Origin of the sequence: Butyrivibrio sp. M55, from assembly GCF_900116865.1 — a bacterium.
GTDB lineage: Bacteria > Bacillota > Clostridia > Lachnospirales > Lachnospiraceae > Butyrivibrio.
In genome coordinates this window covers 222,611-244,160 of sequence record NZ_FPCD01000001.1, presented here as the reverse complement: position 1 = coordinate 244,160, position 21,550 = coordinate 222,611, and the positions used below count along the sequence as shown (strand labels likewise).

At 41.0% G+C, this 21,550-nt stretch carries 25 protein-coding genes; all 25 read right to left on the bottom strand.

The window, feature by feature from the left end; translation table 11 throughout:
* Window positions 1-26: 26 nt before the first annotated feature.
* Window positions 27-389, bottom strand: a complete 363-nt coding sequence (gene rsfS / locus BM398_RS01155) for a ribosome silencing factor (protein WP_175531788.1) — start codon at window positions 387-389, stop codon at window positions 27-29.
* Between the two features lie 13 nt (window positions 390-402).
* Entirely contained in the window at window positions 403-984 is a 582-nt protein-coding gene (yqeK, locus tag BM398_RS01150; protein ID WP_092336065.1) for a bis(5'-nucleosyl)-tetraphosphatase (symmetrical) YqeK, read from the bottom strand.
* The gene (gene nadD / locus BM398_RS01145) at window positions 981-1,589 is read right to left on the bottom strand and encodes a nicotinate-nucleotide adenylyltransferase (RefSeq protein ID WP_092336064.1); all 609 of its coding nucleotides are present in this window, start codon (window positions 1,587-1,589) and stop codon (window positions 981-983) included. The genes yqeK and nadD overlap by 4 nt, the downstream gene beginning before the upstream one ends.
* A gap of 28 nt (window positions 1,590-1,617) precedes the next feature.
* On the bottom strand, window positions 1,618-1,926 hold the full coding sequence (gene yhbY / locus BM398_RS01140) for a ribosome assembly RNA-binding protein YhbY (protein WP_139233777.1): 309 nt from the start codon (window positions 1,924-1,926) through the stop codon (window positions 1,618-1,620).
* 5 nt (window positions 1,927-1,931) lie between these two features.
* A complete protein-coding gene (gene obgE, locus BM398_RS01135) occupies window positions 1,932-3,290 on the bottom strand; it encodes a GTPase ObgE (protein ID WP_092336062.1) in 1,359 nt (452 codons plus the stop codon).
* An 81-nt stretch (window positions 3,291-3,371) separates the two neighbouring features.
* Complete coding sequence (gene rpmA / locus BM398_RS01130) at window positions 3,372-3,659, bottom strand: 50S ribosomal protein L27 (protein WP_026654869.1); 288 nt, start codon at window positions 3,657-3,659, stop codon at window positions 3,372-3,374.
* A 3-nt stretch (window positions 3,660-3,662) separates the two neighbouring features.
* The gene (locus BM398_RS01125) at window positions 3,663-3,992 is read right to left on the bottom strand and encodes a ribosomal-processing cysteine protease Prp (protein ID WP_092336061.1); all 330 of its coding nucleotides are present in this window, start codon (window positions 3,990-3,992) and stop codon (window positions 3,663-3,665) included.
* A gap of 20 nt (window positions 3,993-4,012) precedes the next feature.
* On the bottom strand, window positions 4,013-4,321 hold the full coding sequence (gene rplU / locus BM398_RS01120; protein ID WP_026654866.1) for a 50S ribosomal protein L21: 309 nt from the start codon (window positions 4,319-4,321) through the stop codon (window positions 4,013-4,015).
* 86 nt (window positions 4,322-4,407) lie between these two features.
* Window positions 4,408-5,580, bottom strand: coding sequence for a ribonuclease E/G (locus BM398_RS01115; RefSeq protein ID WP_092336060.1), 1,173 nt, complete (start codon window positions 5,578-5,580; stop codon window positions 4,408-4,410).
* The gene (locus tag BM398_RS01110; RefSeq protein ID WP_092336059.1) at window positions 5,573-6,301 is read right to left on the bottom strand and encodes a TIGR03936 family radical SAM-associated protein; all 729 of its coding nucleotides are present in this window, start codon (window positions 6,299-6,301) and stop codon (window positions 5,573-5,575) included. Before BM398_RS01110 ends, BM398_RS01115 begins: the two co-directional genes overlap by 8 nt.
* Before the next feature lie 9 nt (window positions 6,302-6,310).
* Window positions 6,311-8,188 carry a TIGR03960 family B12-binding radical SAM protein gene (locus BM398_RS01105; protein WP_092336058.1) on the bottom strand — a complete coding sequence of 626 codons (1,878 nt, stop codon included), beginning with the start codon at window positions 8,186-8,188 and terminating at the stop codon, window positions 6,311-6,313.
* 9 nt (window positions 8,189-8,197) lie between these two features.
* The gene (hisIE, locus tag BM398_RS01100) at window positions 8,198-9,484 is read right to left on the bottom strand and encodes a bifunctional phosphoribosyl-AMP cyclohydrolase/phosphoribosyl-ATP diphosphatase HisIE (protein ID WP_092336057.1); all 1,287 of its coding nucleotides are present in this window, start codon (window positions 9,482-9,484) and stop codon (window positions 8,198-8,200) included.
* A 4-nt stretch (window positions 9,485-9,488) separates the two neighbouring features.
* Window positions 9,489-10,079, bottom strand: a complete 591-nt coding sequence (gene hisB / locus BM398_RS01095; RefSeq protein WP_092336056.1) for an imidazoleglycerol-phosphate dehydratase HisB — start codon at window positions 10,077-10,079, stop codon at window positions 9,489-9,491.
* A gap of 183 nt (window positions 10,080-10,262) precedes the next feature.
* Window positions 10,263-11,552, bottom strand: a complete 1,290-nt coding sequence (gene hisD, locus BM398_RS01090) for a histidinol dehydrogenase (RefSeq protein WP_092336055.1) — start codon at window positions 11,550-11,552, stop codon at window positions 10,263-10,265.
* A gap of 3 nt (window positions 11,553-11,555) precedes the next feature.
* Window positions 11,556-12,191, bottom strand: coding sequence for an ATP phosphoribosyltransferase (gene hisG / locus BM398_RS01085; RefSeq protein ID WP_092336248.1), 636 nt, complete (start codon window positions 12,189-12,191; stop codon window positions 11,556-11,558).
* Between the two features lie 11 nt (window positions 12,192-12,202).
* Complete coding sequence (gene hisZ, locus BM398_RS01080; protein ID WP_092336054.1) at window positions 12,203-13,312, bottom strand: ATP phosphoribosyltransferase regulatory subunit; 1,110 nt, start codon at window positions 13,310-13,312, stop codon at window positions 12,203-12,205.
* A 160-nt stretch (window positions 13,313-13,472) separates the two neighbouring features.
* The gene (locus BM398_RS01075) at window positions 13,473-14,009 is read right to left on the bottom strand and encodes a Holliday junction resolvase RecU (RefSeq protein WP_092336053.1); all 537 of its coding nucleotides are present in this window, start codon (window positions 14,007-14,009) and stop codon (window positions 13,473-13,475) included.
* 49 nt (window positions 14,010-14,058) lie between these two features.
* Window positions 14,059-15,039, bottom strand: a complete 981-nt coding sequence (locus tag BM398_RS01070) for an RluA family pseudouridine synthase (protein WP_092336052.1) — start codon at window positions 15,037-15,039, stop codon at window positions 14,059-14,061.
* Between the two features lie 8 nt (window positions 15,040-15,047).
* On the bottom strand, window positions 15,048-15,656 hold the full coding sequence (locus BM398_RS01065; protein ID WP_092336051.1) for a hypothetical protein: 609 nt from the start codon (window positions 15,654-15,656) through the stop codon (window positions 15,048-15,050).
* An 18-nt stretch (window positions 15,657-15,674) separates the two neighbouring features.
* Entirely contained in the window at window positions 15,675-16,403 is a 729-nt protein-coding gene (locus BM398_RS01060; protein ID WP_092336050.1) for a pseudouridine synthase, read from the bottom strand.
* Between the two features lie 2 nt (window positions 16,404-16,405).
* Complete coding sequence (locus BM398_RS01055) at window positions 16,406-17,446, bottom strand: N-acetylmuramoyl-L-alanine amidase family protein (RefSeq protein ID WP_092336049.1); 1,041 nt, start codon at window positions 17,444-17,446, stop codon at window positions 16,406-16,408.
* A gap of 91 nt (window positions 17,447-17,537) precedes the next feature.
* Window positions 17,538-18,251 (bottom strand): ATPase, encoded by a 714-nt coding sequence (locus BM398_RS01050; RefSeq protein ID WP_092336048.1) that lies wholly within the window; start codon window positions 18,249-18,251, stop codon window positions 17,538-17,540.
* Window positions 18,252-18,755: a pantetheine-phosphate adenylyltransferase gene (coaD, locus tag BM398_RS01045; protein ID WP_026654850.1), complete on the bottom strand. Its 504-nt coding sequence runs from the start codon at window positions 18,753-18,755 to the stop codon at window positions 18,252-18,254.
* On the bottom strand, window positions 18,752-19,309 hold the full coding sequence (gene rsmD / locus BM398_RS01040) for a 16S rRNA (guanine(966)-N(2))-methyltransferase RsmD (RefSeq protein WP_027208384.1): 558 nt from the start codon (window positions 19,307-19,309) through the stop codon (window positions 18,752-18,754). Before rsmD ends, coaD begins: the two co-directional genes overlap by 4 nt.
* Window positions 19,306-21,543, bottom strand: a complete 2,238-nt coding sequence (locus tag BM398_RS01035; protein ID WP_092336047.1) for a DNA gyrase/topoisomerase IV subunit A — start codon at window positions 21,541-21,543, stop codon at window positions 19,306-19,308. Before BM398_RS01035 ends, rsmD begins: the two co-directional genes overlap by 4 nt.
* Between the last annotated feature and the right edge of the window lie 7 nt (window positions 21,544-21,550).

The following is a 21,550-nucleotide window of genomic DNA, read 5'->3' as shown; positions in this document are numbered from 1 at the left end:
TTTATTTCGCTGTTAAATTAGAATGATCAGTTAAGACTGTCTTTCTCTATCGGCTTTCCATCGCGCCATATTCTCTCAAGATCGTAGAATACTCTGTTCTCGCTGTCAAAAACATGAACAATAATATCGCCGAAATCAAGAAGGATCCAATTGGCTGATTCATAGCCCTCAACGTTCTTTGTGAGGAATCCTGCTCTTCCGAGAGCATCCTGAACGCTGTCTGCCATTGCCTGAACCTGGCTTGAGTTGGTTCCGTTTGCAATGATAAAGTAATCTGCAAGTGTAGAAATTTCGCTTATATCAATGGCGTGAACATCAATTCCTTTTCTGTCTTCCAATGCTTCCATCGCCATCAAAGCCATTTTCTTTGAGTTCTCAATATCTGACATATTCACCTCGTTCTTAATTATAGTATTTCTTATAGAACTCATAAGCTTTCATGGTGGTATCATCGCACTCTTTACCTATGGTCCTTAAATAAATGATCGAATTATGCAATATATGCGCAAGACACTTGTCTAAGTATTCAAAAGCTTCTTTTCTGATTATATTCATATCATCTAAAGGCTTTCTGTTTGGCTCTATGAAATCCGCGATATATACGATTTTTTCAAGAAGAGACATATTTTCCCTTCCTGTTGTATGATATCTTATTGCATTTAATATCTCGGGATCGCGAACTTCATATTTGGTGCTTGCTATATAGATTCCAGCCTTTGCATGAAGAAGTGAATGATTCCTTCTTTCAACATCGGTGACTTCTATATTGTTTTTTTCACATATACTAAGCTGTTCCTCGTGAGACAGGCATTTGGCGCAATCATGCAAAAATCCTGCTATAAGTGCCTTCTCAACATTTGCACCGTGTACCATCGCAAGAGATGCGCTTGTATAGGCAACTCCCAATGTGTGGTCGTATCTGTCGGGCTTTAATTCCTTTTCGAGTTCTTTTCTAAGCTTCTGAGTAATTTCCAAGGTCTTCATTTATATAATCCTTTTAAACAAATAAACTCTATACACTCTTTTGGAACCATATATTTAATGCTTCTGCCCGTTCGCACTCTTTTTCTGATCTCCTGAGACGAAATGTCCACTCTGTTAAAAGTAAGAAGCTGAATATCAACATCGTATTGTTTAAGCAGCTTTCTTCTCACATTATCAAGTGCAGCCACATCGTGATTGTCTCTTACGGCAGCTAAAATGGTGCATGACTGCAAAAGTTCTTTTGAATTATACCAGGTCTCTATATCGACGACGGCGTCTCCGCCCAGTATCAGATACAATTCATCGCCGGGATACATTCCTTTTAATTCCTTGATCACATCATATGTGTAGGTTCCTTTGGGCTTATCAATCTCAATTCTTGAACATGTAAAATACGGATTGTCTTTGATTGCCATCTTGACCATGTTATATCTGATATCGCCTGATGATAAATTATTGCCCTTCATAAGATGAGCAAGTTTTTCGGGAATAAAAATTACTCTGTCCAAACCATATTGCTCCCTCGCGGCTTCTCCCAAAAGAAGATGTCCGTAGTGAATGGGATCAAAATTTCCAATAAGAATACCGATCTTTCTGCTAGCCATAAGAGTGCCTCCGTAATGATAAAAAATATCAATTTACAGCCTTCTTGGTTCTAGGTAAAACAATCTTTGGTTCATCCTTGAAAGGCTTGTATAAAACAAATTTTCTTCCGATAACCTGTACAAGATCCGAACGTGTTCTTTCTGAAACCATTATCGCAACATTTGACACGTCATCCATGCAGTTCTTCAAAACTGTAATCTTTACAAGCTCGTGTGTATTGAATGTTTCAGCAATAGCATCTATTATTTCGGGAGTCACGGTTGACTTTCCTATCTGAAAAACAGGATCAAGGTCAGCCGCAAGGCTCTTTAAATATGCTCTTTGTTTACTTGTCAAAGTCATTATGTTTCATCCTCTTCATCATCATATTCATCTGTATCGTTCGCAGGAACAGTATCTGCATTGCGATAGTATTCAAAGCTGTATCCGTACATTCTGACGGTATCACCTTCGTTAATATGGAGTTTCTCGAGCTCATCAAGAATTCCGTTGTCCTTGAGGAAGTTCTGGAAGAATGCAAATCCCTTTTCGGATTCAAGGTTGGTGTAACCAAGCATCTTCTCAATCTTAGGTCCTTCAATGACAAATTCTTTTTCATCGCTATCATATGTTACCGTAAATGCTTCATCCGTATCACGGGCCATAGTCTCAGGGAAAAATTCCTGCTCGAATACAACAGCATCTTTTGGAAGTTCATCAAGGGTCCTACTTACATAGTATAGCAGTTCCTTAATGCCTTTTCCAGTTAGGGTCGATGTGGCAAAAACCTTAACTCCGAGAGGCTCGTACTTATCCCTTATCTTCTTAATAATGTCAGAATCTTCTCCATCGGGAAGCATATCGATTTTGTTTGCGGCAATTACCTGAGGCTTGCTTGATATATCGGCGTTGTAGTTCTTAAGCTCAGCATTTATCGCTTCAATATCTTCCATTGGATCACGGCCTTCAGTTGAAGCAGCATCTACAACATGAATCATCATCCTTGTACGTTCGATATGTCTCAAAAACTCGTGTCCTAGTCCCAGTCCTTCCGAAGCTCCCTCAATAAGTCCGGGAATATCTGCAACAACAAAGCCTCTTGCATCAGAAAGATCGACAACACCGAGCATCGGTGACAATGTGGTGAAATGATAATTCGCTATCTTGGGCTTTGCATTTGATACCTTAGACAAAAAAGTTGATTTACCGACGTTAGGGAATCCTACAAGTCCTACGTCAGCAATAACCTTAAGCTCAAGCATTACTTCAAGCATAAGTGCCGGCTGACCTGGCTGAGCGTATTTTGGAGCCTGCATGGTGGAAGTTGCATAGTGCATGTTACCGTTTCCGCCTCTACCGCCTTTTAATACGACAACTTTCTTGTTTTCGCCGCTCATATCGGCAATTACTTTTCCTGTATTTGCCTCTTTAATAACTGTTCCTTCGGGAACTTTTATATATAAATCCTCGCCATTTTTACCGTGGCAACGTCTCTTGTTTCCGTCCTGACCGTTTTGTGCTTTATATTTACCGCCGTAATGAAAGTCTGCAAGCGTATTGATTCCTTCATCAACGACAAAAATTATATCTCCGCCTTTTCCGCCGTCACCGCCATCGGGACCGCCGTTAGGCACATATTTCTCTCTTCGAAACGAAACGTGTCCGTCTCCGCCTTTTCCGCTTTGTATAAAGATTTTTGCTTTATCTACAAATACCGGCATAATCAAATTCCTTTCGGATAAAATTCCATAGATTAAAAATATGGGCTTCAAACATTTTAGTTTGAAGCCCGTTTAGTTAAATTACTTATTCTCTACAGGATGAACGCTAGCCTGCTTTTTATCTCTGCCCTTGCGCTCAAATCTAAGAACACCATCAACAAGTGCGTATAATGTGTCATCGCTACCGATTCCAACATTTACACCGGGATGAATGTGTGTTCCACGCTGTCTGTATAAAATATTACCGGCCTTAACGAACTGTCCGTCAGCTCTTTTTGCTCCAAGTCTCTTGGATTCTGAATCTCTACCGTTCTTGGTTGATCCAACACCCTTCTTATGAGCAAAAAATTGAAGGTTCATATTCAACATGACTTATTCCCTCCTAAATTTAATGTTCAAAAATCTCTTACCGTACTCTCGGAATATACTATTAACGCCAAGCTCAAAGGATTTGAGAAGTAAATCCGCGTCCCTTGAAGGTTCTTGTTCAAATGAGATTGAAATGTACCCATCATCCTCGTTCTGATCACAAGTAAATCTATCCCCGGTAAATCTCTCAAGTGAATTGATAAGATTTATCGTAAGAACAGATATCGCAGCACACACAATATCTTCACCGCTGTCGGCAAAACCTGCATGCCCGCTACACTCAATTCTCTTATATGAATCTGCCAAAGATTTGGTAATCGTAATAGTAGTCATTATTCCGCTTTGTAAATAAATTACATAGTGATCTTGTTAATCTTAACAAGTGTGAAAGGCTGTCTGTGACCATTCTTCTTGTGATAGCCAGTCTTTCTCTTGTACTTGTAAACAACAACCTTCTTAGCACGGCCCTGCTCAACAACTGTTCCGCTAACCTTAGCTCCGCTAACATCGCCGGCAACCTTAAGTGCCTTGTCATCATTTACTGCAATAACATTGTCAAATGTTACTTCTTTTCCGGGCTCTACATCAAGCTTCTCTACCTTGATCTCATCACCCTCGGAAACTTTGTACTGCTTTCCACCAGTTACAATAATTGCGTACATAAGTTACCTCCTTCTTCAAAAAACTCGCTAACTTTGGCGGGATAAAACCACTTAAGCCTAGTTATGCGGCATACTAAGATATAATATCACTGATAAATACTGTTGTCAACAGCTTTTTCGACATCCTTCAATATTTCTTTTAACGTTTTATCGTTTTTGTTTCGGGTGAGCTCCATAATGCCAAGCCCTGTCACATCTATGAAAACAGTATGTACCTGCTCATATTTGCAAAAGGCTTTAACTTTATGTATCAATTCTTCGTATTTTTCCTCATCGTCCATATTGATGAAATCGATAAGGATCATACCTGTGAGATTCCTAAGGCGAATCTGCCTGAATATTTCATTTACCGCTTCAAGGTTTACCTTAAAGGCAATGTCATCTTTTCCTTTAATGGCCTTACCTGTATTTACATCGATTGCATTAAAGCTTTCAAGCTGCTCGATTATGATATATGCACCGCTCTTAAGCCAGACTTTGCGGTGTTTCAGATCTTCAATCGCCGACTTTATCCCATGAATGCCCGTATCTTCTATAACAGAGAATTCGGTTTCGCCTCTGATTTTAAGAAATGCTCCGGCATTTTCTATGAGCTGCTCGGTACTTCCGCTATCGGATCTGTGGATGCAGCTGTAAAGCGTTCTGTTTCTTCCTTCTGAAAGAATATCCGCAAGTTTATCAAGGCAAGCCCTAAACGAAGCTTCAATCACATCACATGCTTCTTCCTCAGCTATTTCGGAAGACTTCGTTCTTATGATGATTCCGGCCGTCATATCCGAAAGCTTCTCGCGGTACTCATCCATTATGGTTTCATAATCAGCCTTTATCTTATCGGAAAGAAGTGCCCTGATATTGTCGGATAACTTTATTGATGAACCGACGCCGTATTTTCCGAGGGTAACGGCAACATAATCATCCGAAACGGAAAGATTTGTCGTAAGTTTGGTCTTCTTGGTCTTTATAGCCTCAGATTCAACCTGAACAATAACGTCGTCGCCGTTTTTCAGGGTATCATCGCTTCCAAATGTGCGGCCTATAACGCAAGCGCCTGTTATGTTTTTGAGCGGCAGATATCCGGTCTTGTCCTTATCGTACCTCACAAAAGCTGCGCCGATATTTTTAACTATATGATCGACTTTTGCGACATATATGTTTCCAAGTTCGTTCTCTCTTACAAAAGAAAGAAACTCCATCTTGTTACCTATAAACGCAGTAACGACCGGCGTATTTAAATATTCGGAAACTATGATCTCAGACATTTAAATAAAACCTCTTTTGGATATCATCTGTTATAAATGGCTCAATATAAGATTTTCCGTCATTCTCAACATATCTGTAGATATCGAGCCTGTGTATAGCCATGGCGTGAGGAGCAAGTTCCTCTTTGATATGGTCAAAAAAGCCCTGTAACAAAAGCGCAGGTTTTAAAGTTGCGCTACTGCTCATGCTGAGCAAGAGCTCAATGTATCCTTCTTCCTTGTTAAAAGAAAAATCAAATATCAAAGGCTTCATATCAATTTCTTTTTCGCCCTTTTTGGTCTTCTTCATGGCAGGAAGTTTATCAAGTGCCAGATATTCCCTGAATTTCTCAATCCAGTCATATGTAGGCATGAATTTCTCTCTGAATGAGATTCTGTATTTTGCGGCATATGCAGCGGTCATCGCCTTCTCATCGTTATCCGAGAGCTCTCTTATAGCGATGATCTCGATTCCCTCGTTCATGACAGAGTTTAATCTGTTCATGACATCTTCGGCACTTACCATGCTATTTACGGAAATATCCATGTATTCACCGTCGCTTGTCGCGCCTACACTGAGAGGCTGGGCAAAAGATATGATCTGATGCGGGCTGAATCCTTCAGAATACTTGATGTCAACCTCAGCTCTTCTGATAGCCTTCTGAAAGTACCTCATAACATCGAGATGGCCGATAAATTTGATCGGGCCGTTTTTGGAAAATTTAAGACGTAATTTATTCATTTAAACTTATTATCCCTTTTTGTTCTCAAAGCAGACTCCGACACCGTATGATGCAGCACCGCAGCCAAGACAGCCGTTTCTGCAATTGCTTGATTTATTGCCGGCAAGCGCATTCTTCCATTCGCGCAGAAGGAAATCTTTTGTGACTCCGCAGTTTAATATATCCCAAGGGAAAATCTCGTCGTCGCTTCTTTCCCTAACTGTATAGAACATAGGATCAACTCCGCATTCCTTAAAGATATCCATCCATACATCGAATTTGAAATACTCGCCCCATGCATCAAAGATACAGCCTTTTTGATAAGCTTTAAGAATAACGTCGCAAAGCTTTCTGTCTCCTCTTGCAAGAACACCTTCCATCATACTCGCATCAGCTTCGTGCCAGTTGTACTTAATATGCTTCTGGTTAAGCTGAGACATTATGCCTTTTCTTGTCTTATTTGCCTTTTCAAGGAATTCTTCCTTGGTATTCATAGGTGCCCACTGGAACGGAGTAAACGGCTTGGGAACAAAGAAAGATGTACTTGCAACAATATCAATGGTCCTTCCGTTTCTCTTTTCCTTCGGAACGGTATCAAAATACTCGGCGGCAACTTTATTGGCTATCTCGCCAATTCCGAGTATATCTTCATCGGTCTCTGTCGGAAGTCCCAGCATGAAATAGAGCTTAACCTTGTTCCAACCTCCAAGGAACGCTTCATGTGAGCCTCTTAAGATATCTTCTTCTGTAAGTCCCTTATTGATAACGTCTCTCATTCTCTGAGTTCCGGCCTCGGGCGCAAATGTAAGACTGCTCTTTTTTACATCCTGAACCTTACTCATTACATCAAGAGAAAACGCGTCGATTCGAAGAGACGGAAGTGAAATGTTTACCTTCCTCTCATTACAGCTCTTTATCAGGAAATCAATGAGCTCCGGGAGCTTGGTATAATCACTTGAACTTAATGAACTAAGTGAAATTTCTTCATAACCGGTGTTTTTTAATGACTCTATCGCAAGTTCCTTGAGGTGCTCAACATCTTTTTCCCTAAGGGGCTTATAAAGCTGTCCCGCCTGACAGAATCTGCAGCCTCTGATACAGCCTCTCATAATCTCAAGCACAACTCTGTCCTGAGTTATCTTGATATAAGGAACAACGGGTTTTGTTGGATAAAAAACATTTGATATTTTTAAACACATTTCTTTTTTAATGGTTTTTGGAACATCATCGTATATCGGAAGCATGGACTTTATCGTGCCATCTTCCTTATATTCAACATTATAGAGTCCGGGAACATAGATACCGGGCTTCTTTGCGCACGCATGAAGGAAATCTTCCCTTGAAGTTCCGTCTGCCCTACACTTTTTATAAAAATCAAAGATCTCTCTGTATCTTGTCTCGCCTTCGCCTATATAGAATATGTCAAAAAAGTCTGCGATAGGCTCGGGATTGTATGTGCAAGGACCTCCGCCTATGACAATCGGATCGTCCCATGTTCTGTCCTTTGAAAGGAGCGGAATCTTGGAAAGATCCAGAATCTGCAGAATATTTGTGTAACACATCTCATATTGCAAAGTAAATCCGAGGAAGTCAAAATCCTTGATAGGATCCTGAGATTCCAACGCAAAAAGAGGAATGTCCTCTTTTCTGAGGACCTCATCCATGTCGAGCCACGGCGAATAAACGCGCTCACACCAGACGTCCTCAAAAGAATTGAACATTCCGTATAAAATCTGTATTCCCAGATGTGACATACCAATCTCGTAAACATCAGGAAAACACATGGCGAAACGAATATCAACCGCTTTTTTATCCTTTGTAATGCTGTTGACCTCGTTTCCTATGTATCTCTCAGGTTTTTCGATACTTAAAAGTATGTCATCTGACAGTGCTAAATTGTAATTCATATTTTTCCCTTATCGTCTTGACAGTTCGTCTGTAATATCCTCCCAGCTGACATTTTTTTCAGCCATAAGGACCATCATATGATACAGGAAATCAGAAATTTCGTAAACTATTTCTTTTTCCTCGGGATTCTTTGAAGCAATAACAATCTCTGTCGCCTCTTCTCCGAGCTTCTTAAGAATCTTGTCCACGCCCTTGTTAAACAGGTAATTTGTATAAGAGCCCTCTCTTGGATTGACTTTTCTGTCTTTAATAACATCATATACGCTGTCGAGAACCTTCTGAGGATTCTTCTCCGTATAGTTCTTGCTTGCAATCTCATTAAAGAAGCATGAATACTTTCCTGTATGACATGCAGCGCCGATCTGCTTAACCTTTGCAAGGATTGTATCGTAGTCACAATCTGTATAAAGAGACTTTACATACTGATAATGTGAGCTCGTCTCGCCCTTTATCCAAAGCTCATTGCGGCTGCGGCTATAATATGTCATCTTGCCTGTTTTAATCGTTGTGTTGTACGCTTCCTCGTTCATATAGGCAACCATAAGCACCTGATCGGTGCGGTAGTCCTGAACGACAACAGGAACCATTCCGTCCGAGTTCTTCTTGAGCTGATCCCATGAAAAAGCTGCTTCAAGCCTGAATACAGGAATTCCTTCGCTCTTGCAGACATCCTTCCAGTCATTTATCTTCGCATAATTCTCATTTACATAAGTTCCTGTAACGCCCTGAACTTTTTCATTCTTAAGGCTTTCTACAAGGCCGTTGTCATCGCTGATTTCAAGGAATAATACAACGGGTAAAAGAGAATTCGTCTTAAACTTACTGCCATCTCCGATAAATATAAGTTCTGAAGCAAGCTCGTCCACATTTTCGATATCATCTGTAATGTCCTGAGGATTGCTGTAGCAGATGCCTATCTTATCTTTTCCAAATTTACTTGAAACCTCTTTAAGGATTTCTCTGTTGCCCTCTTTTGAATAATTAAGAAATGCTTTCTTACATCCGGCGTATATGAGCTTTTTGATATCCTCCATGCGCTTAACGTTTCCGGCACCCATTACTTCTACGTCTACAGCTTTGCAAATTTTCTGAAGCATATGAAGTGAATCTTCATGGAGTTTATCGTTTCCCTCAGGTGAAAGATCAAAGACTATGATCTCATCCGCACCCGCGTCTGAATAAGTCTCAGCAAGGGCTGCAGGGTCTTCACTGATAACATTTGATTTTTTAAAATCCGACCATGCCTTATCTTCACACAGATAAATACAGGGAATAAATTTCTTGTTGTCGTTCATAATATTAGAGGGCTCCTTTTGTACTAAGTACATCTTTTATTCTGGGATCGAAACATGTGGCTTCATCAAGAGACTTGGCAAAAGCCTTAAATATTGCTTCAATCTTGTGGTGTTCGTTATATCCTGTTATCACTCTGAGGTGAATGTTCATCATTGCGGCATAAGATACAGCATAGAAAAATTCACTCACAAGCTGTGTGTCAAAATCTCCGACCATCGGTGCGTTAAACTCAGCATCCATAACAAAATACGGTCTTCCGCAAAGATCTACCGCACTCATGACAAGTGTCTCGTCCATAGGAAGGATCTTGCTTCCGTATCTCTTTATGCCTTTTTTATCACCGATAGCTTCGAGAATAGCCTGTCCAAGCACAATTCCCGTATCTTCAACAGTGTGGTGTCCGTCGACATTAAGGTCTCCTGTAACCTTTACTGTAAGATCAAACAGACCGTGTCTTGCGAATCCTTCAAGCATGTGGTCAAAAAATCCGATGCCTGTTGAGATATCACTCGTACCTGTTCCGTCAATATTGATGGTAACAGTAATCTGAGTCTCTTTTGTGTTTCGGGTAACACTTGCAATTCTGTTATCCATAGCTTGTGTCTCCTTATAGTTAAGTACAAAATGTTGTTGTTTTTCAAATACGTAAAACCGCAAACTTGCATTTTATGGACTTTTTAGAAAGTACACTTGCAATTTTAAAACAATTATATACAATTGCAAATATGTATTATCGGTATTTACGATATCAAACAATATAATAACAGCCGCAATAAATCATTCAAATCTGACAGCTATCGAGTTCGCGTGTGCTGTAAGTCCTTCTTCTTTTGCAAAGAGTTCGATATCTTCGTGAACTTTTCTAAGAGCATCTCTCGAATAAGAAATGATGCTTGTTTTCTTCATAAAATCGTCAACATTTAAAGGCGAGAAGAATCTTGCTGTCCTGTTTGTGGGAAGAATGTGATTCGGGCCTGCAAAATAGTCTCCGAGAGGCTCAGAAGAATAAGCTCCAAGGAAAATAGCTCCCGCATTCTTTATTTTTGTCATAACTTCATACGGATCTTTTGTAATGATCTCAAGGTGTTCAGATGCGATCGCGTTTGCGGCATCTACAGCGGCATCCATATCATCCGCTATGAAAATATATCCGTAATTATCAAGAGATTTCTTGATAATATCTGTTCTTGAAAGTTCCTTCAAAAAGCCTTCTATCTCTGCAGAAACATCATTTGCAAGCTTCTCTGAAGTAGTAACAAGTATTGCACTTGCAAGTTCATCATGCTCAGCCTGTGAAAGAAGATCTGCGGCAACGTATCTTGCATTTGCGGTCTCATCTGCAACAACAAGGATTTCACTTGGACCTGCGATAGAATCAATAGAAACATGTCCGAAACATGCCTTCTTTGCAAGAGCTACAAAGATATTTCCGGGACCTGTTATCTTATCAACCTTGGGAATACTCTCTGTTCCAAATGCCATAGCGGCGATAGCCTGAGCTCCGCCAACTTTGTAAACTTCTGTAACACCTGCGATATCTGCAGCAACCAAAGTTCCCGCATTTACCTTGCCGTCTTTACCGGGAGGTGTGCACATAACAATTCTCTCAACGCCTGCAACCTTGGCCGGAACAACATTCATAAGAACGCTTGAAGGATAAGCAGCCTTTCCGCCGGGTACATAAACGCCTGAGATCTCGATGGGAAGAATTCTCTGACCGAGGATACTTCCGTCTTCTCTTGTGTCAATCCATGAATTTCTCTTCTGCTTCTCGTGGAATACGCGGATGTTCTCGGCACTCTTTTTCATTACTTCAACAAACTTAGGATCAAGTTCCTTGTAAGCTGCCTTGATCTCATCCTCAGTAACCCTGATATTTGAAGCGTTGAGTTCACTCTTATCAAACTTAAGAGTATATTCGAAAACAGCCTTATCGCCGTTTTTTCTTACGTTATCAATTATATCATTAACAGTATTCTCATATTCTGTGTAGCTTCCGGGATTTCTGTTCAAAAGATTTCCAAGGAGTTCGCTTTGTGTTTCTTCTGTAAGCTTTAATGTACGCATATCTTATAAATTCTCCTTCATAGCATTGATGAGCTTTCTGATTCTCTCTGTTTCCATCTGCATGCTAACCTGATTTACGATCACTCTTGCAGACAACGGACAGATTTCTTCAAGAACCTCAAGTCCGTTCTCTTTAAGCGTAGAGCCTGTCTCAACTATATCCACGATAACATCCGACAGATTAACGATAGGTCCAAGCTCAACAGAGCCGTTAAGCTTGATGATATCTACAGTCTGATGCTTTTTGTTAAAAAAGTAATCTTTTGCGATATTGGGATATTTGCTCGCAACACGGATCATCTCACGATGTTCCAAAAGGCGTTTCGCATCATGCGGTCCGCAGACACACATTCTGCACTTTCCGAATCCGAGGTCCAAAACCTCGTAAACGCGTCTGTTTTCTTCCAAGATAGTGTCCGCACCGACAATTCCAATGTCTGCGGCTCCGTACTCAACATAAGTCGGTACATCGGGGCCTTTTGCAAGGAAGAACTTGAGTCCGAGTTCCTCATTGGTAAAAATAAGTTTTCTCGTCTTTTTATCAAGTACTTCTTCGCATTCAATCCCGCATTTATTTAAAAGTTCCATTGTGTCTTTAACAAGTCTGCCTTTTCCAAGTGCAAAAGTTAAGTATCTCATGTCTCCTCCGATCATTCTGCCTCCAAAGCAACGTTTGTGCCATTCTGTCTAAGTTCTTTTGCTTTGCTAAGCATCTCCTCAAAATTATTCTCGTTATATGTAATGACAACGCGCTCAGATTCATGCTCAACTGTAGCATTCTGTCTGTAAAGCGCAGACATAAGATCGTCGATTATGATCGAGAATCCAATTGAAGGAGCATCTGTTCCGTACTTTCCGAGAAGATTGTCGTATCTTCCGCCTTTTGCGATGGCATCTCCCACGCCGTATGTATACGCAAGGAAGATCACGCCTGTGTAATAATTGAATCTGCTGAGGATTCCAAGGTCAAAAGAGACATATTTCTCAACACCGTAATTGGTAAGAACTCTGTAGAGATCCTTAAGTCTCTTTATCGCATCAAGTGAACGCTTATTGCTCACTTCGTTCTGTGCCTTATCAAGAGCCTTGTCTGTTCCGATAAACTCAGCAACCTTACCGATAAGGCCGCGATATTTCTCGGGAACGTTTCTCTCGCTCAAAATTCCTTCAACAGCAAAAATATTCTTGTCAATAATCTGCTCTCTGATCTCTTCCTCAGTCTCGGCGTCTATTCCGGCTTCCTCACAGATTCCCTTGTAATAATCCGCATCACCGATACTGATCTGAAAATTTTCAAGTCCCGTGCTCTTAAGGGCCTCGATCAAAAGAGCTATATTCTCGGCATCGGCATAAACAGATGAATCATTCATAAGCTCTACACCGATATTGTTATTCTCTTTAAGCTTACCCTGAAGACTTGATGTATTAAGGAAAGTCTTGCCGTTGTAGCAAACTCTGACAGGCTTTGAATCTTCAAGCATCACCTTTGATGCGCAGCGTGCGATTGCCGGTGTAAAGTCAGGCCGAAGTACCAGCGTATTTCCGTCTTTATCAAAAAATTTGTAGAGTTCGCGCGCATCCGAAGCATTTATCTCCTCTGCGAAAACATCGAAAAACTCAAATGTAGGTGTGTCGATATCACTGTAACCATAGCTTTTTATAACGTTATGGATCTTATTTTCAACAATAAGTCTGTCGCTATATTCACTTCCGTAAATATCACGTACTCCGTCCGGAGTATGTAAAAGAACTTTATTCATAAAAACCTCGCTTAATTTAAATGTCGTAAAAATAAAAATCTTTATATTCACTTTAGCGACGCGCAGTAAAAAATATTTTCACTTTAGCATTGCGCAGTGCTAATTAATTACTATACTACAGAGTTTAACATCAATTTTATAAAGCTGTCAATCACTTTTGTTATCTGGCATCCAAGTCTTTTTGGAGTGCTTCGAGATAAGGAATAAGGAGACCATTTTCACCCGGAGATCTGATTACAAAATCTTCGTCAAGTTCCTCATGCCTGAAACTTTTTCTTCCGCCGTTCTCCGCTCTCTCCCAGAATTCATACAGCTTTCTGAACGGGAGATAATAAAACTCATTAAGTCCTGTGTAATATATGAGAAAAAACGCTACACCCTCCTGCTTTTCAAAGGTTTTCATAAATTCAACCTGATGAGGATGGATATTTTCAAGAGCAAACGTCTCAGCCGCGCACTCTTTTGCATCAAAACAAACAGGAATCCCCTGTACGACGCCGATGTAATCGACGGTACTTTTTTGCTCAAAATAAGCAAGCGTGATATGCCTCGTACTCTTATCAATCTTTATAGGCGTGATTGGAGTCGGAATCTTCTGGATAAGCGCAAGCGAAAGCTCATTGTATCTTTCGTTAGTCCTGTTTATAAGCTCTTCCAAAGTCGAGCCTCGAAGTCCCCTCGATTTCCATGTAGGCATATTTTTCCCCTTTTATTCATACGGTCTGTGCAGCAGAACCTTATATTAATCAAAAAAATTTATCATAAACACCGGGAAGCTTGGTTTGAAACTCTCTTCCCCTGATATTTTCAAATTCATCGGGCATATCATCCGGAAAGCATACTCTGTAACAAAAAAGAAGCTGATGATTAACTCCTTTGTACGTCTTTCCTCCGTATTTCACATCGCCTATTAGCGGATGTCCTATACTTGATAAATGCGCCCTTATCTGATGCGGCTTTCCCGTTACAAGCTTAACTTCAAGCATTGTAAGATCCGCATCTTTGTTATATTTAACCGGAACAATCTCCGTCTCTATATAAGAATATCTGTCATCATGAGGATCATCCTTTTTTACAAAGACCTTGTTTTTCTTCTCGTCTTTATAAAGAAATCCCTTCAGATAAATGTTCTCAGACAGATTGCCCGAAACAATAGTCCTGTAATACTTATCAAGGTTTCTGGTCTTTAGAAGCGCATTCATTATCCTTGCGCCCGAAAGCGACTTTGCGCAAATAACAATCCCGCCTGTATTTCTGTCAAGTCTGTTGCATATGGACGGCTTGTAGATATCAAGCTCTTTTGTCGCTTCGCTATCCTTGGACAAAAGATAATCAATAAGCCAGTCATTCAAACTGATATCCTTAGGAGAACTCTTTTGCGAAAGGAGTCCTACAGGCTTTGAAGCAAGGAGAATATTGTCATCTTCATAGACAACCTTCACATCCCCGTATTTAGAAAGATCTATCTCTTTTCCGGAGTTTTTGTCGTTCTTAATAGCGTCAGAATTTCCTTTAAATTTCGCGAACGTTTCATCAGAAAAAAAGATCTTAATAAGATCGTTTTCTCTGAGTTTCTCTGTTCCGTCGGCTTTCTTGCCGTTGAGAGTTATATTCTTTTTACGCAGCATCTTATAGATAAATCCGCTGCCAGCTCCTGGCAAATACCCTTTTAAGAAGCTGTCCAGGCGCTTTCCTGCCGCGTTATTTCCGATTTTAATTTCTTTCATGATTATCCTTATAATGAAATGGACAAAAGAATTGATGCCGGAGTCTGTGTTGTTCCGGGAATCCAGCTTTCTTCAATAGCTACAGGATCGATGCCCTTATCTGCACGCAGTTTCTCAAGCTGAGTAAGTCTGTCGCAGAATTTATCAATATCTGTAAATATCTTTATACTGTGGTTTGAATAACCACTCTGAGCAATCATCTTCTTGATGTGCTTCTCGCAGTCAATCTCATCAATGTCTTCATCAGATGAATAGCAGCAAATATTCTTATCAAGAACAGTTGATGCCGATACATAGAAGTTTTTGTCATAAGAAGTTATGACATGATCGTAGTGTATAAGAAGGCCGCCTCTGCAGGCTTCAATCTTATCTTTGTCGTTCTCTATGCAGCCCTTTGCTTTAATGAACATGATCATATTTACTGCGCTCCAGCCCGTAGGAAGACAGCCGAGAGCCGCGATAATACTCATTACATTCTTTTGAGAGCCGTATTTCCAGAGACCAGCCACGTATATTCCGACAGTGATTGCAAGGCTTATCACCGTCCTGATAATCGCAGCATTTTTTCTGTATTTGATATAACCAAATTCTCCCTTATATACTCTGTGCAGATTCAATTTATTCACCCTCTTATTTTAAAGCCCTAATTTCTTCAGCTCTTCATACGTAAGAGCTCTGTATTCTCCGGGCTCAAGTTTTTCATCAAGAAAAAGCGGCCCCATTGAAAGTCTTTTAAGAAAAAGAACTTCATTTCCGACCGCTTCAAGCATTCTTTTAACCTGATGAAAACGGCCTTCATGAATAGTCAGCTCGATAACGGGATGCCCGTCAGGGTCGGCTTCCTTTGCGCAAACGCGCGCAGGAAGCGTAGCCTTAACGGAACCGTCATCGTTTTTATCACCGATATCAACTCCGTCAGTAAGTCTTTTGATATCATTCTCAGAAAGCTCATGGTCAATATGAACTTCATAGACCTTATCTACGTGCTTTTTAGGAGATAACAGCTTATGTATCAAAACGCCGTCATCTGTTATCAAAAGAAGCCCTTCGGTGTCGATATCGAGTCTTCCGCAGTGACTAAGATCCCTTATATTTTCTTCCTTCAGAAGGTCAAGTACCGTTGTGTTTCTCTTATCATTTGTCGCAGACACTACTCCTGCCGGTTTATACAGCATGAAGTAGTGAAAGCGTGCATAAGAAAGCACTTTACCGTCGAAAGCAATCTCATCGGAATTTTCATCAATGTGTACGTCAGGTTTAACGGCAACAACACCGTTAACCGTACAACGACCGTTTTTCAAATATTCTTTTATCTGTTTACGGGTTCCTAAATTGTGGTCACCCAGATATTTATCGAGTCTCAAGATCAATAATCCTTTACAGGAACAGCGTTACTTTCCTTACCGAGTTCATAGATATTGTATGAACGGCATACGATAACGGGATTCTCATAACCTGCGGGAACCTTTACGTTATAGGACTGTGTCTCCTTTGATCTGTCCCACATCTGGAAAGGACTGAAAGTCTTACCACCGTCATAACTATATGCAAAATAAGCAACAGGACTCTGGTTATCCTTTGTAGTCATCTGAACAAGAACGTTTCCGTCCTTCTTGCTGGATGCAAGAACCTTTATCTCACAAACATCGGGACCTGTCTCATCCTGACGAACAGGGCCTGCGGGTGCGGGTGTGGGATCATACTTAAATCCTGAGAAATCAGCACCTGTCTTTGAAGACTTAAGCTTGAAATACTTTGCAACAGCTGTTGCGTCCTTTACACCGAGCTGAGCATAGAAGTTAGGTGACTTAACCTTCTGAACATCATAACCGTGATCGATGTAAGCATGCTCGATGATTACACCGGGAATATTTCTTGCTGTACATGCTCTGATAACGCCATAGTAATCTACGCCCTTAGAACCGATCTTGGTCTTAACGCCCTTCTGATATACTCCGAGGCTTCCGAGTTCTGCAAGCTCGATCTTACCAAAATCCTGCCCCTTCTGGTACTGATTACCGAATGCCGAAGTCCAAACCTCACATCCGTAGAAATTATGATCCTTGGATGCGTTGAAATGAAGACTGAACAAGAAATCAGCATTTACACTCTGTGCAAAAGCTGCTCTATCCTCAAGAGAAAGACCCTGATCCGCACTTCTTGTCAAATAAACAGTTACATTGTCGTACTTCTCAAGTTCTGCCTTCATGGAATTTGCAACCGTAAGGTTGATATTTTTTTCAATAAGACCGTTATACTCCGCACCACGGTTGTCAGCGCCGTGACCGGGATCGATAACGATAACTACCGGCTTGTCAGCTGCGTTTGAAGTAACTGTGGTTGTCGGCAATATGCCGCTAACCGACAATAAAACAGCTGTAGCAATTGTTGCGATACATCTTCTCATACTACTCTCCTCTTTCTTTCTAAAACTATCTGTGGTTCCTACTGAAAATGTAAAAAGCTGTCGCAAATAAGCGGCAGCTTAGATATTCCGTTTATCCGTTTAGCATATCAAGGTTAAGGGCTTCCTGTTCGGTTATTCCCTGAGCCTGTTGCTCTTCGGCTGTAGCTCCGTCTGCGGGAGCTGTGCTTGCCGGAACAGCCTCGGGCGGTCTGAGATCGGCCCTGTTGGATTTTATGACCTCACCGTACTGGGTAAGAGCTGACAATACGCTGTCTGTACTCTGTGAGATCTCTTTTACCATATTGATGCTGTTCTGCTTTATAGTCTCAACAATATCATCGGTGCTCTTACTTGTGACATCGATCGACTGAGTGATGATGTCCTCAACTCCTGCAAGGAGCTGGTCTGTATACTGTACAGCTGCCGATTTCATGCTGTTAGCTTCAGTCATAGCGTTGTCCAGAATTTCTTTTGCCTGAACAGCGGCCTGTGAAACGACTTCATTGGCCTGAGCATAAGCTTGCTGCATGATCTCATGCTCATTTATAAGTTCATTTGTTTTTATTGTGGCCTGATTTACGATATCTTCGGCTTTTCTGCGCGCATCGTTTAAGATGGCTTCTTTGTTACTGATGATTTTCTGATATTTCTTTATCTCTTCGGGAGTTTTGGAGCGAAGCTCACGTAAAAGCTCGTCAATCTCCTCTTTATTGACAATAATCTTTGTCTGTGACAAAGGCTGAGGCTTACAATTATCGATATAAGTCTCTATCTCATCAATTAACTGCTCGATTTTGCTGGTCATTTATACATCCCCCTGATCTTTCTGTTTTTCAAACTTTTGGTATAGAGCTTTTGCGACAAAATCTGAAACACAAGGTGATATATCACCTTTATAACTTGCGACCTCTTTTACCACAGAGCTGCTAAGATATGAGTATTTGATATTAGTTGTGAGGAAAACCGTATCGACCTCATCGTGCGACAGTTCCTTATTGGTCTGCGCGATCTGGAGTTCATATTCGAAATCGGTTATCGCTCTTAATCCTCTTATAACAATATGAATGTCTTCTTTTTTGCAATAATCGATCAAAAGTCCGCTGAATGATTCGACAACTACATTATCAATTCCGATTACGGATTCTTTAATCATTTTAACACGTTCATCCAGTGTGAACAATGGAGTTTTCGCTGAATTACACATTACGGCAACAATAACTTTGTCAAACATTGAAGCCGCACGTTTTATAATGTCCAAATGTCCGTATGTTATGGGATCGAAACTGCCCGGATAAACCGCTGTTTTCATAGCGCTTCCTTTCTATACAAAAAGACATGCTTATTTGTTTTATATTCTTTTTCGCGTCTGACTTCAAAACCGTAATCTTCAGCGAATGAAAAATCCATATCAGCCGAACTCTCGACAATTATCATTGTATGTTCGGTCACGTATTTCATTGTGCCAAGCTGGGCAAGCGTTCTCTCGTAGAGCCCTTCATGATAAGGCGGATCGAGGAAAATAATATCAACTTCTTCCTCGTGGATATTCCTAAGCCCGATAACAACGTCCTGCTTAAGGACTGTGGCATCTTCTTCAAAATGCGTCGTCTTTAAATTCTGCAAAATGCACTTATAAGCCGCTGCAGCGTTTTCAATAAAATACGCTTTGGACGCGCCTCTTGAAAGTGCCTCGATACCAATTCCGCCGCTTCCCGCAAAAAGATCGAGAAAAACAGCGCCCGGTACTTCGTTCTGGATCATATTAAAAAGTGTTTCTTTTATCCTGTCCTGAGTCGGCCTGGTATCGTTTCCTTCAGGGGTAACGAGCCTCAGCCTTCTTGCAGTTCCCGCAATTACTCTCATATCCTTACCTTTGTTCCCTTAGTATCTCTGCTTGTTATCTTAAGATGGGCAAGCTCCAGCTTCTTACTGTTGTGTTCAACAGTCATTTCTTCAAGGTCATTCAGATAATAAACATCTCTTACAAAATCATTTTTTCCAAGTCTCATTCCGCGAACGCCGACAGCCGTCTTCTTTTTCTCGGGAATCGTATCAACCGGGAACCTTAAGAAATAACCATCCTCTGTTCTAAGTATAACAGTCTTTTGCTCTTTAAGCACTTCTACACTTACAAGTTCGTCGCCGTCCGTAAGTTTGGTCGCTGCAACGGTTCTCTTGGAAACATCAAATTCGCCGCCGTTTACCGTCTTCATCATAGATGACTTTGTGGTAAAGATAAGTCTGTAGAGATTAAGCTCAGACTGGCTTGCGACAAGAACGACACTTTCTTCGGAAGCGTTGTAATTGCTTACGTTATCGATCGGAACGCCCTTATCCCTCATTTTTCCCTGAGGAAGATCCATGGCCTTTATGGTATGCAGGTTACCTGCACTTGTGAAAAGACATACTTTTCCCGTGTTCTTCATCACAAACGAATATTTGAACTCGGCTTCGATAGTCTCTTTGTTTCTCTCATATGTTGAAGCATCGATTGTCTTTGCATATCCGAATCTGTCCATGATAAATGCAACATCAATCTCCTCAATGGGCTTTTCTTCATATACGGCATTTTCCCTGTTATCGATAACAGTCTTTCTCTTTGCCTGATACTCTTTCTTGATCTTGCCGAGTTCATCCTGGATAACCATGGACATTGACTCGTGACTTTCAAGAATATCCTCGTATCTGTATATGTTTGCGACCGTTTGCTCGTGTTCCTTGATAAGAGCCTCGAGCTCAAGTCCTATGAGCTTGTATAAACGCATCTCAAGAATGGCATCAGCCTGTCTTTCGGTAAAAAGAAGCTGCGCAGCCATTGCTTTTGATTCTCTTGATTTAAAGTTAATGCCTTCGGTAACACCGTTTACAAGGCAGTTCTTAGCCATAGCCCTGTCTTTTGAACCGCGGAGAACCTCAATTACGAGATCGATTACATTGCAAGCCTTGATAAGACCTTCCTGAATCTCTTTTTTCTCCTGCTCCTTCTTAAGAAGGGTTGTGTACTTTCTTGTTGCTATCTCAAACTGGAAGTCTGCGCATGCCCTCATGATATCCCTAAGAGACATTGTCTCGGGACGTCCGTTGTCGATAGCAAGCATATTAACGCCGAATGTATCTTCGAGCTTAGTCTTCTTGTAAAGAAGATTTGTGAAGTTCTCGACGTCTGTATCTTTCTTAAGTTCAATAACGATTCTCACACCTTCTTTTGAAGACTGGTTTGAGATATCGATGATGTCATTGGTAATCTTCTTTTCGGCAAGCTCGGCAACATCAGCCATAAACTTACCGATTCCCATACCGATCATAGTGTAAGGAATCTCTGTGATGACAAGATTGATATGTCCGTTCTTGCCCTTTTCAGTCTCAACCTTACCTCTTAACCTGATCTTACCGGTACCTGTCTCGTAGATATTAAGAAGCTCGTCCTTGTTGATAACAACGCCGCCTGTCGGGAAATCAGGTCCCTTAATATACTTCATGAGCTCTTTTGTCGTAAGAGAGTCATTCTGTATATATGCAATCTCGGCGTCGATAACTTCAGCGAGATTGTGCGGAGGCGTGCTTGTTGCCATACCTACCGCGATACCTTCTGAACCGTTTATAAGAAAGTTCGGTATCTTAACGGGAAGAACCGAAGGTTCTCTCTCGGTCTCATCAAAGTTCGGAACAAAATCAACCACGTTCTTATCGAGATCTTCAAGGAAATTCTCTTGAGTAAGCTTTGAAAGTCTTGCCTCGGTGTAACGCATTGCAGCTGCGCCGTCACCTTCAATATTTCCAAAGTTACCGTGACCGTCAACAAGAGGAACGATCTTTTTAAAATCCTGAGTCATAACGACTAGGCAGTCGTAAATTGAGCTGTCGCCGTGCGGGTGATATTTACCCATGGTATCGCCGACAATTCTCGCACTCTTTCTGTACGGTCTGTCATATCTGATACCGAGTTCATACATATCGTATAAAGTTCTTCTCTGAACAGGTTTTAATCCGTCTCTTATATCAGGAAGCGCACGAGCAACGATTACGCTCATGGCATAGTCTATGAACGACTTTTGCATAATATCCGAATACTCGGTTCTTATAATTCTGTCTTCCATATTTTCC

Bases quoted from the DNA above. Each gene is read 5' to 3' on its own strand.
- BM398_RS01115 (WP_092336060.1), bottom strand. From the start codon at position 5,580: ATGTCTGAGATCATAGTTTCCGAATATTTAAATACGCCGGTCGTTACT.
- coaD (WP_026654850.1), bottom strand. From the start codon at position 18,755: ATGAAAACAGCGGTTTATCCGGGCAGTTTCGATCCCATAACATACGGA.
- rplU (WP_026654866.1), bottom strand. From the start codon at position 4,321: ATGTACGCAATTATTGTAACTGGTGGAAAGCAGTACAAAGTTTCCGAG.
- nadD (WP_092336064.1), bottom strand. From the start codon at position 1,589: ATGGCTAGCAGAAAGATCGGTATTCTTATTGGAAATTTTGATCCCATT.
- hisIE (WP_092336057.1), bottom strand. From the start codon at position 9,484: ATGAACGACAACAAGAAATTTATTCCCTGTATTTATCTGTGTGAAGAT.
- BM398_RS01105 (WP_092336058.1), bottom strand. From the start codon at position 8,188: ATGAATTACAATTTAGCACTGTCAGATGACATACTTTTAAGTATCGAA.
- BM398_RS01050 (WP_092336048.1), bottom strand. From the start codon at position 18,251: ATGACCAGCAAAATCGAGCAGTTAATTGATGAGATAGAGACTTATATC.
- obgE (WP_092336062.1), bottom strand. From the start codon at position 3,290: ATGCCGGTATTTGTAGATAAAGCAAAAATCTTTATACAAAGCGGAAAA.
- BM398_RS01070 (WP_092336052.1), bottom strand. From the start codon at position 15,039: ATGAAAGAAATTAAAATCGGAAATAACGCGGCAGGAAAGCGCCTGGAC.
- rsmD (WP_027208384.1), bottom strand. From the start codon at position 19,309: ATGAGAGTAATTGCGGGAACTGCAAGAAGGCTGAGGCTCGTTACCCCT.
- BM398_RS01075 (WP_092336053.1), bottom strand. From the start codon at position 14,009: ATGCCTACATGGAAATCGAGGGGACTTCGAGGCTCGACTTTGGAAGAG.
- hisD (WP_092336055.1), bottom strand. From the start codon at position 11,552: ATGCGTACATTAAAGCTTACAGAAGAAACACAAAGCGAACTCCTTGGA.
- hisB (WP_092336056.1), bottom strand. From the start codon at position 10,079: ATGGATAACAGAATTGCAAGTGTTACCCGAAACACAAAAGAGACTCAG.
- rsfS (WP_175531788.1), bottom strand. From the start codon at position 389: ATGTCAGATATTGAGAACTCAAAGAAAATGGCTTTGATGGCGATGGAA.
- BM398_RS01035 (WP_092336047.1), bottom strand. From the start codon at position 21,543: ATGGAAGACAGAATTATAAGAACCGAGTATTCGGATATTATGCAAAAG.
- BM398_RS01110 (WP_092336059.1), bottom strand. From the start codon at position 6,301: ATGAATAAATTACGTCTTAAATTTTCCAAAAACGGCCCGATCAAATTT.
- yqeK (WP_092336065.1), bottom strand. From the start codon at position 984: ATGAAGACCTTGGAAATTACTCAGAAGCTTAGAAAAGAACTCGAAAAG.
- BM398_RS01125 (WP_092336061.1), bottom strand. From the start codon at position 3,992: ATGACTACTATTACGATTACCAAATCTTTGGCAGATTCATATAAGAGA.
- rpmA (WP_026654869.1), bottom strand. From the start codon at position 3,659: ATGTTGAATATGAACCTTCAATTTTTTGCTCATAAGAAGGGTGTTGGA.
- hisG (WP_092336248.1), bottom strand. From the start codon at position 12,191: ATGAGATACTTAACTTTTGCACTTGGAAAAGGCAGACTTGTTAAAGAC.
- BM398_RS01055 (WP_092336049.1), bottom strand. From the start codon at position 17,446: ATGAGAAGATGTATCGCAACAATTGCTACAGCTGTTTTATTGTCGGTT.
- hisZ (WP_092336054.1), bottom strand. From the start codon at position 13,312: ATGAATAAAGTTCTTTTACATACTCCGGACGGAGTACGTGATATTTAC.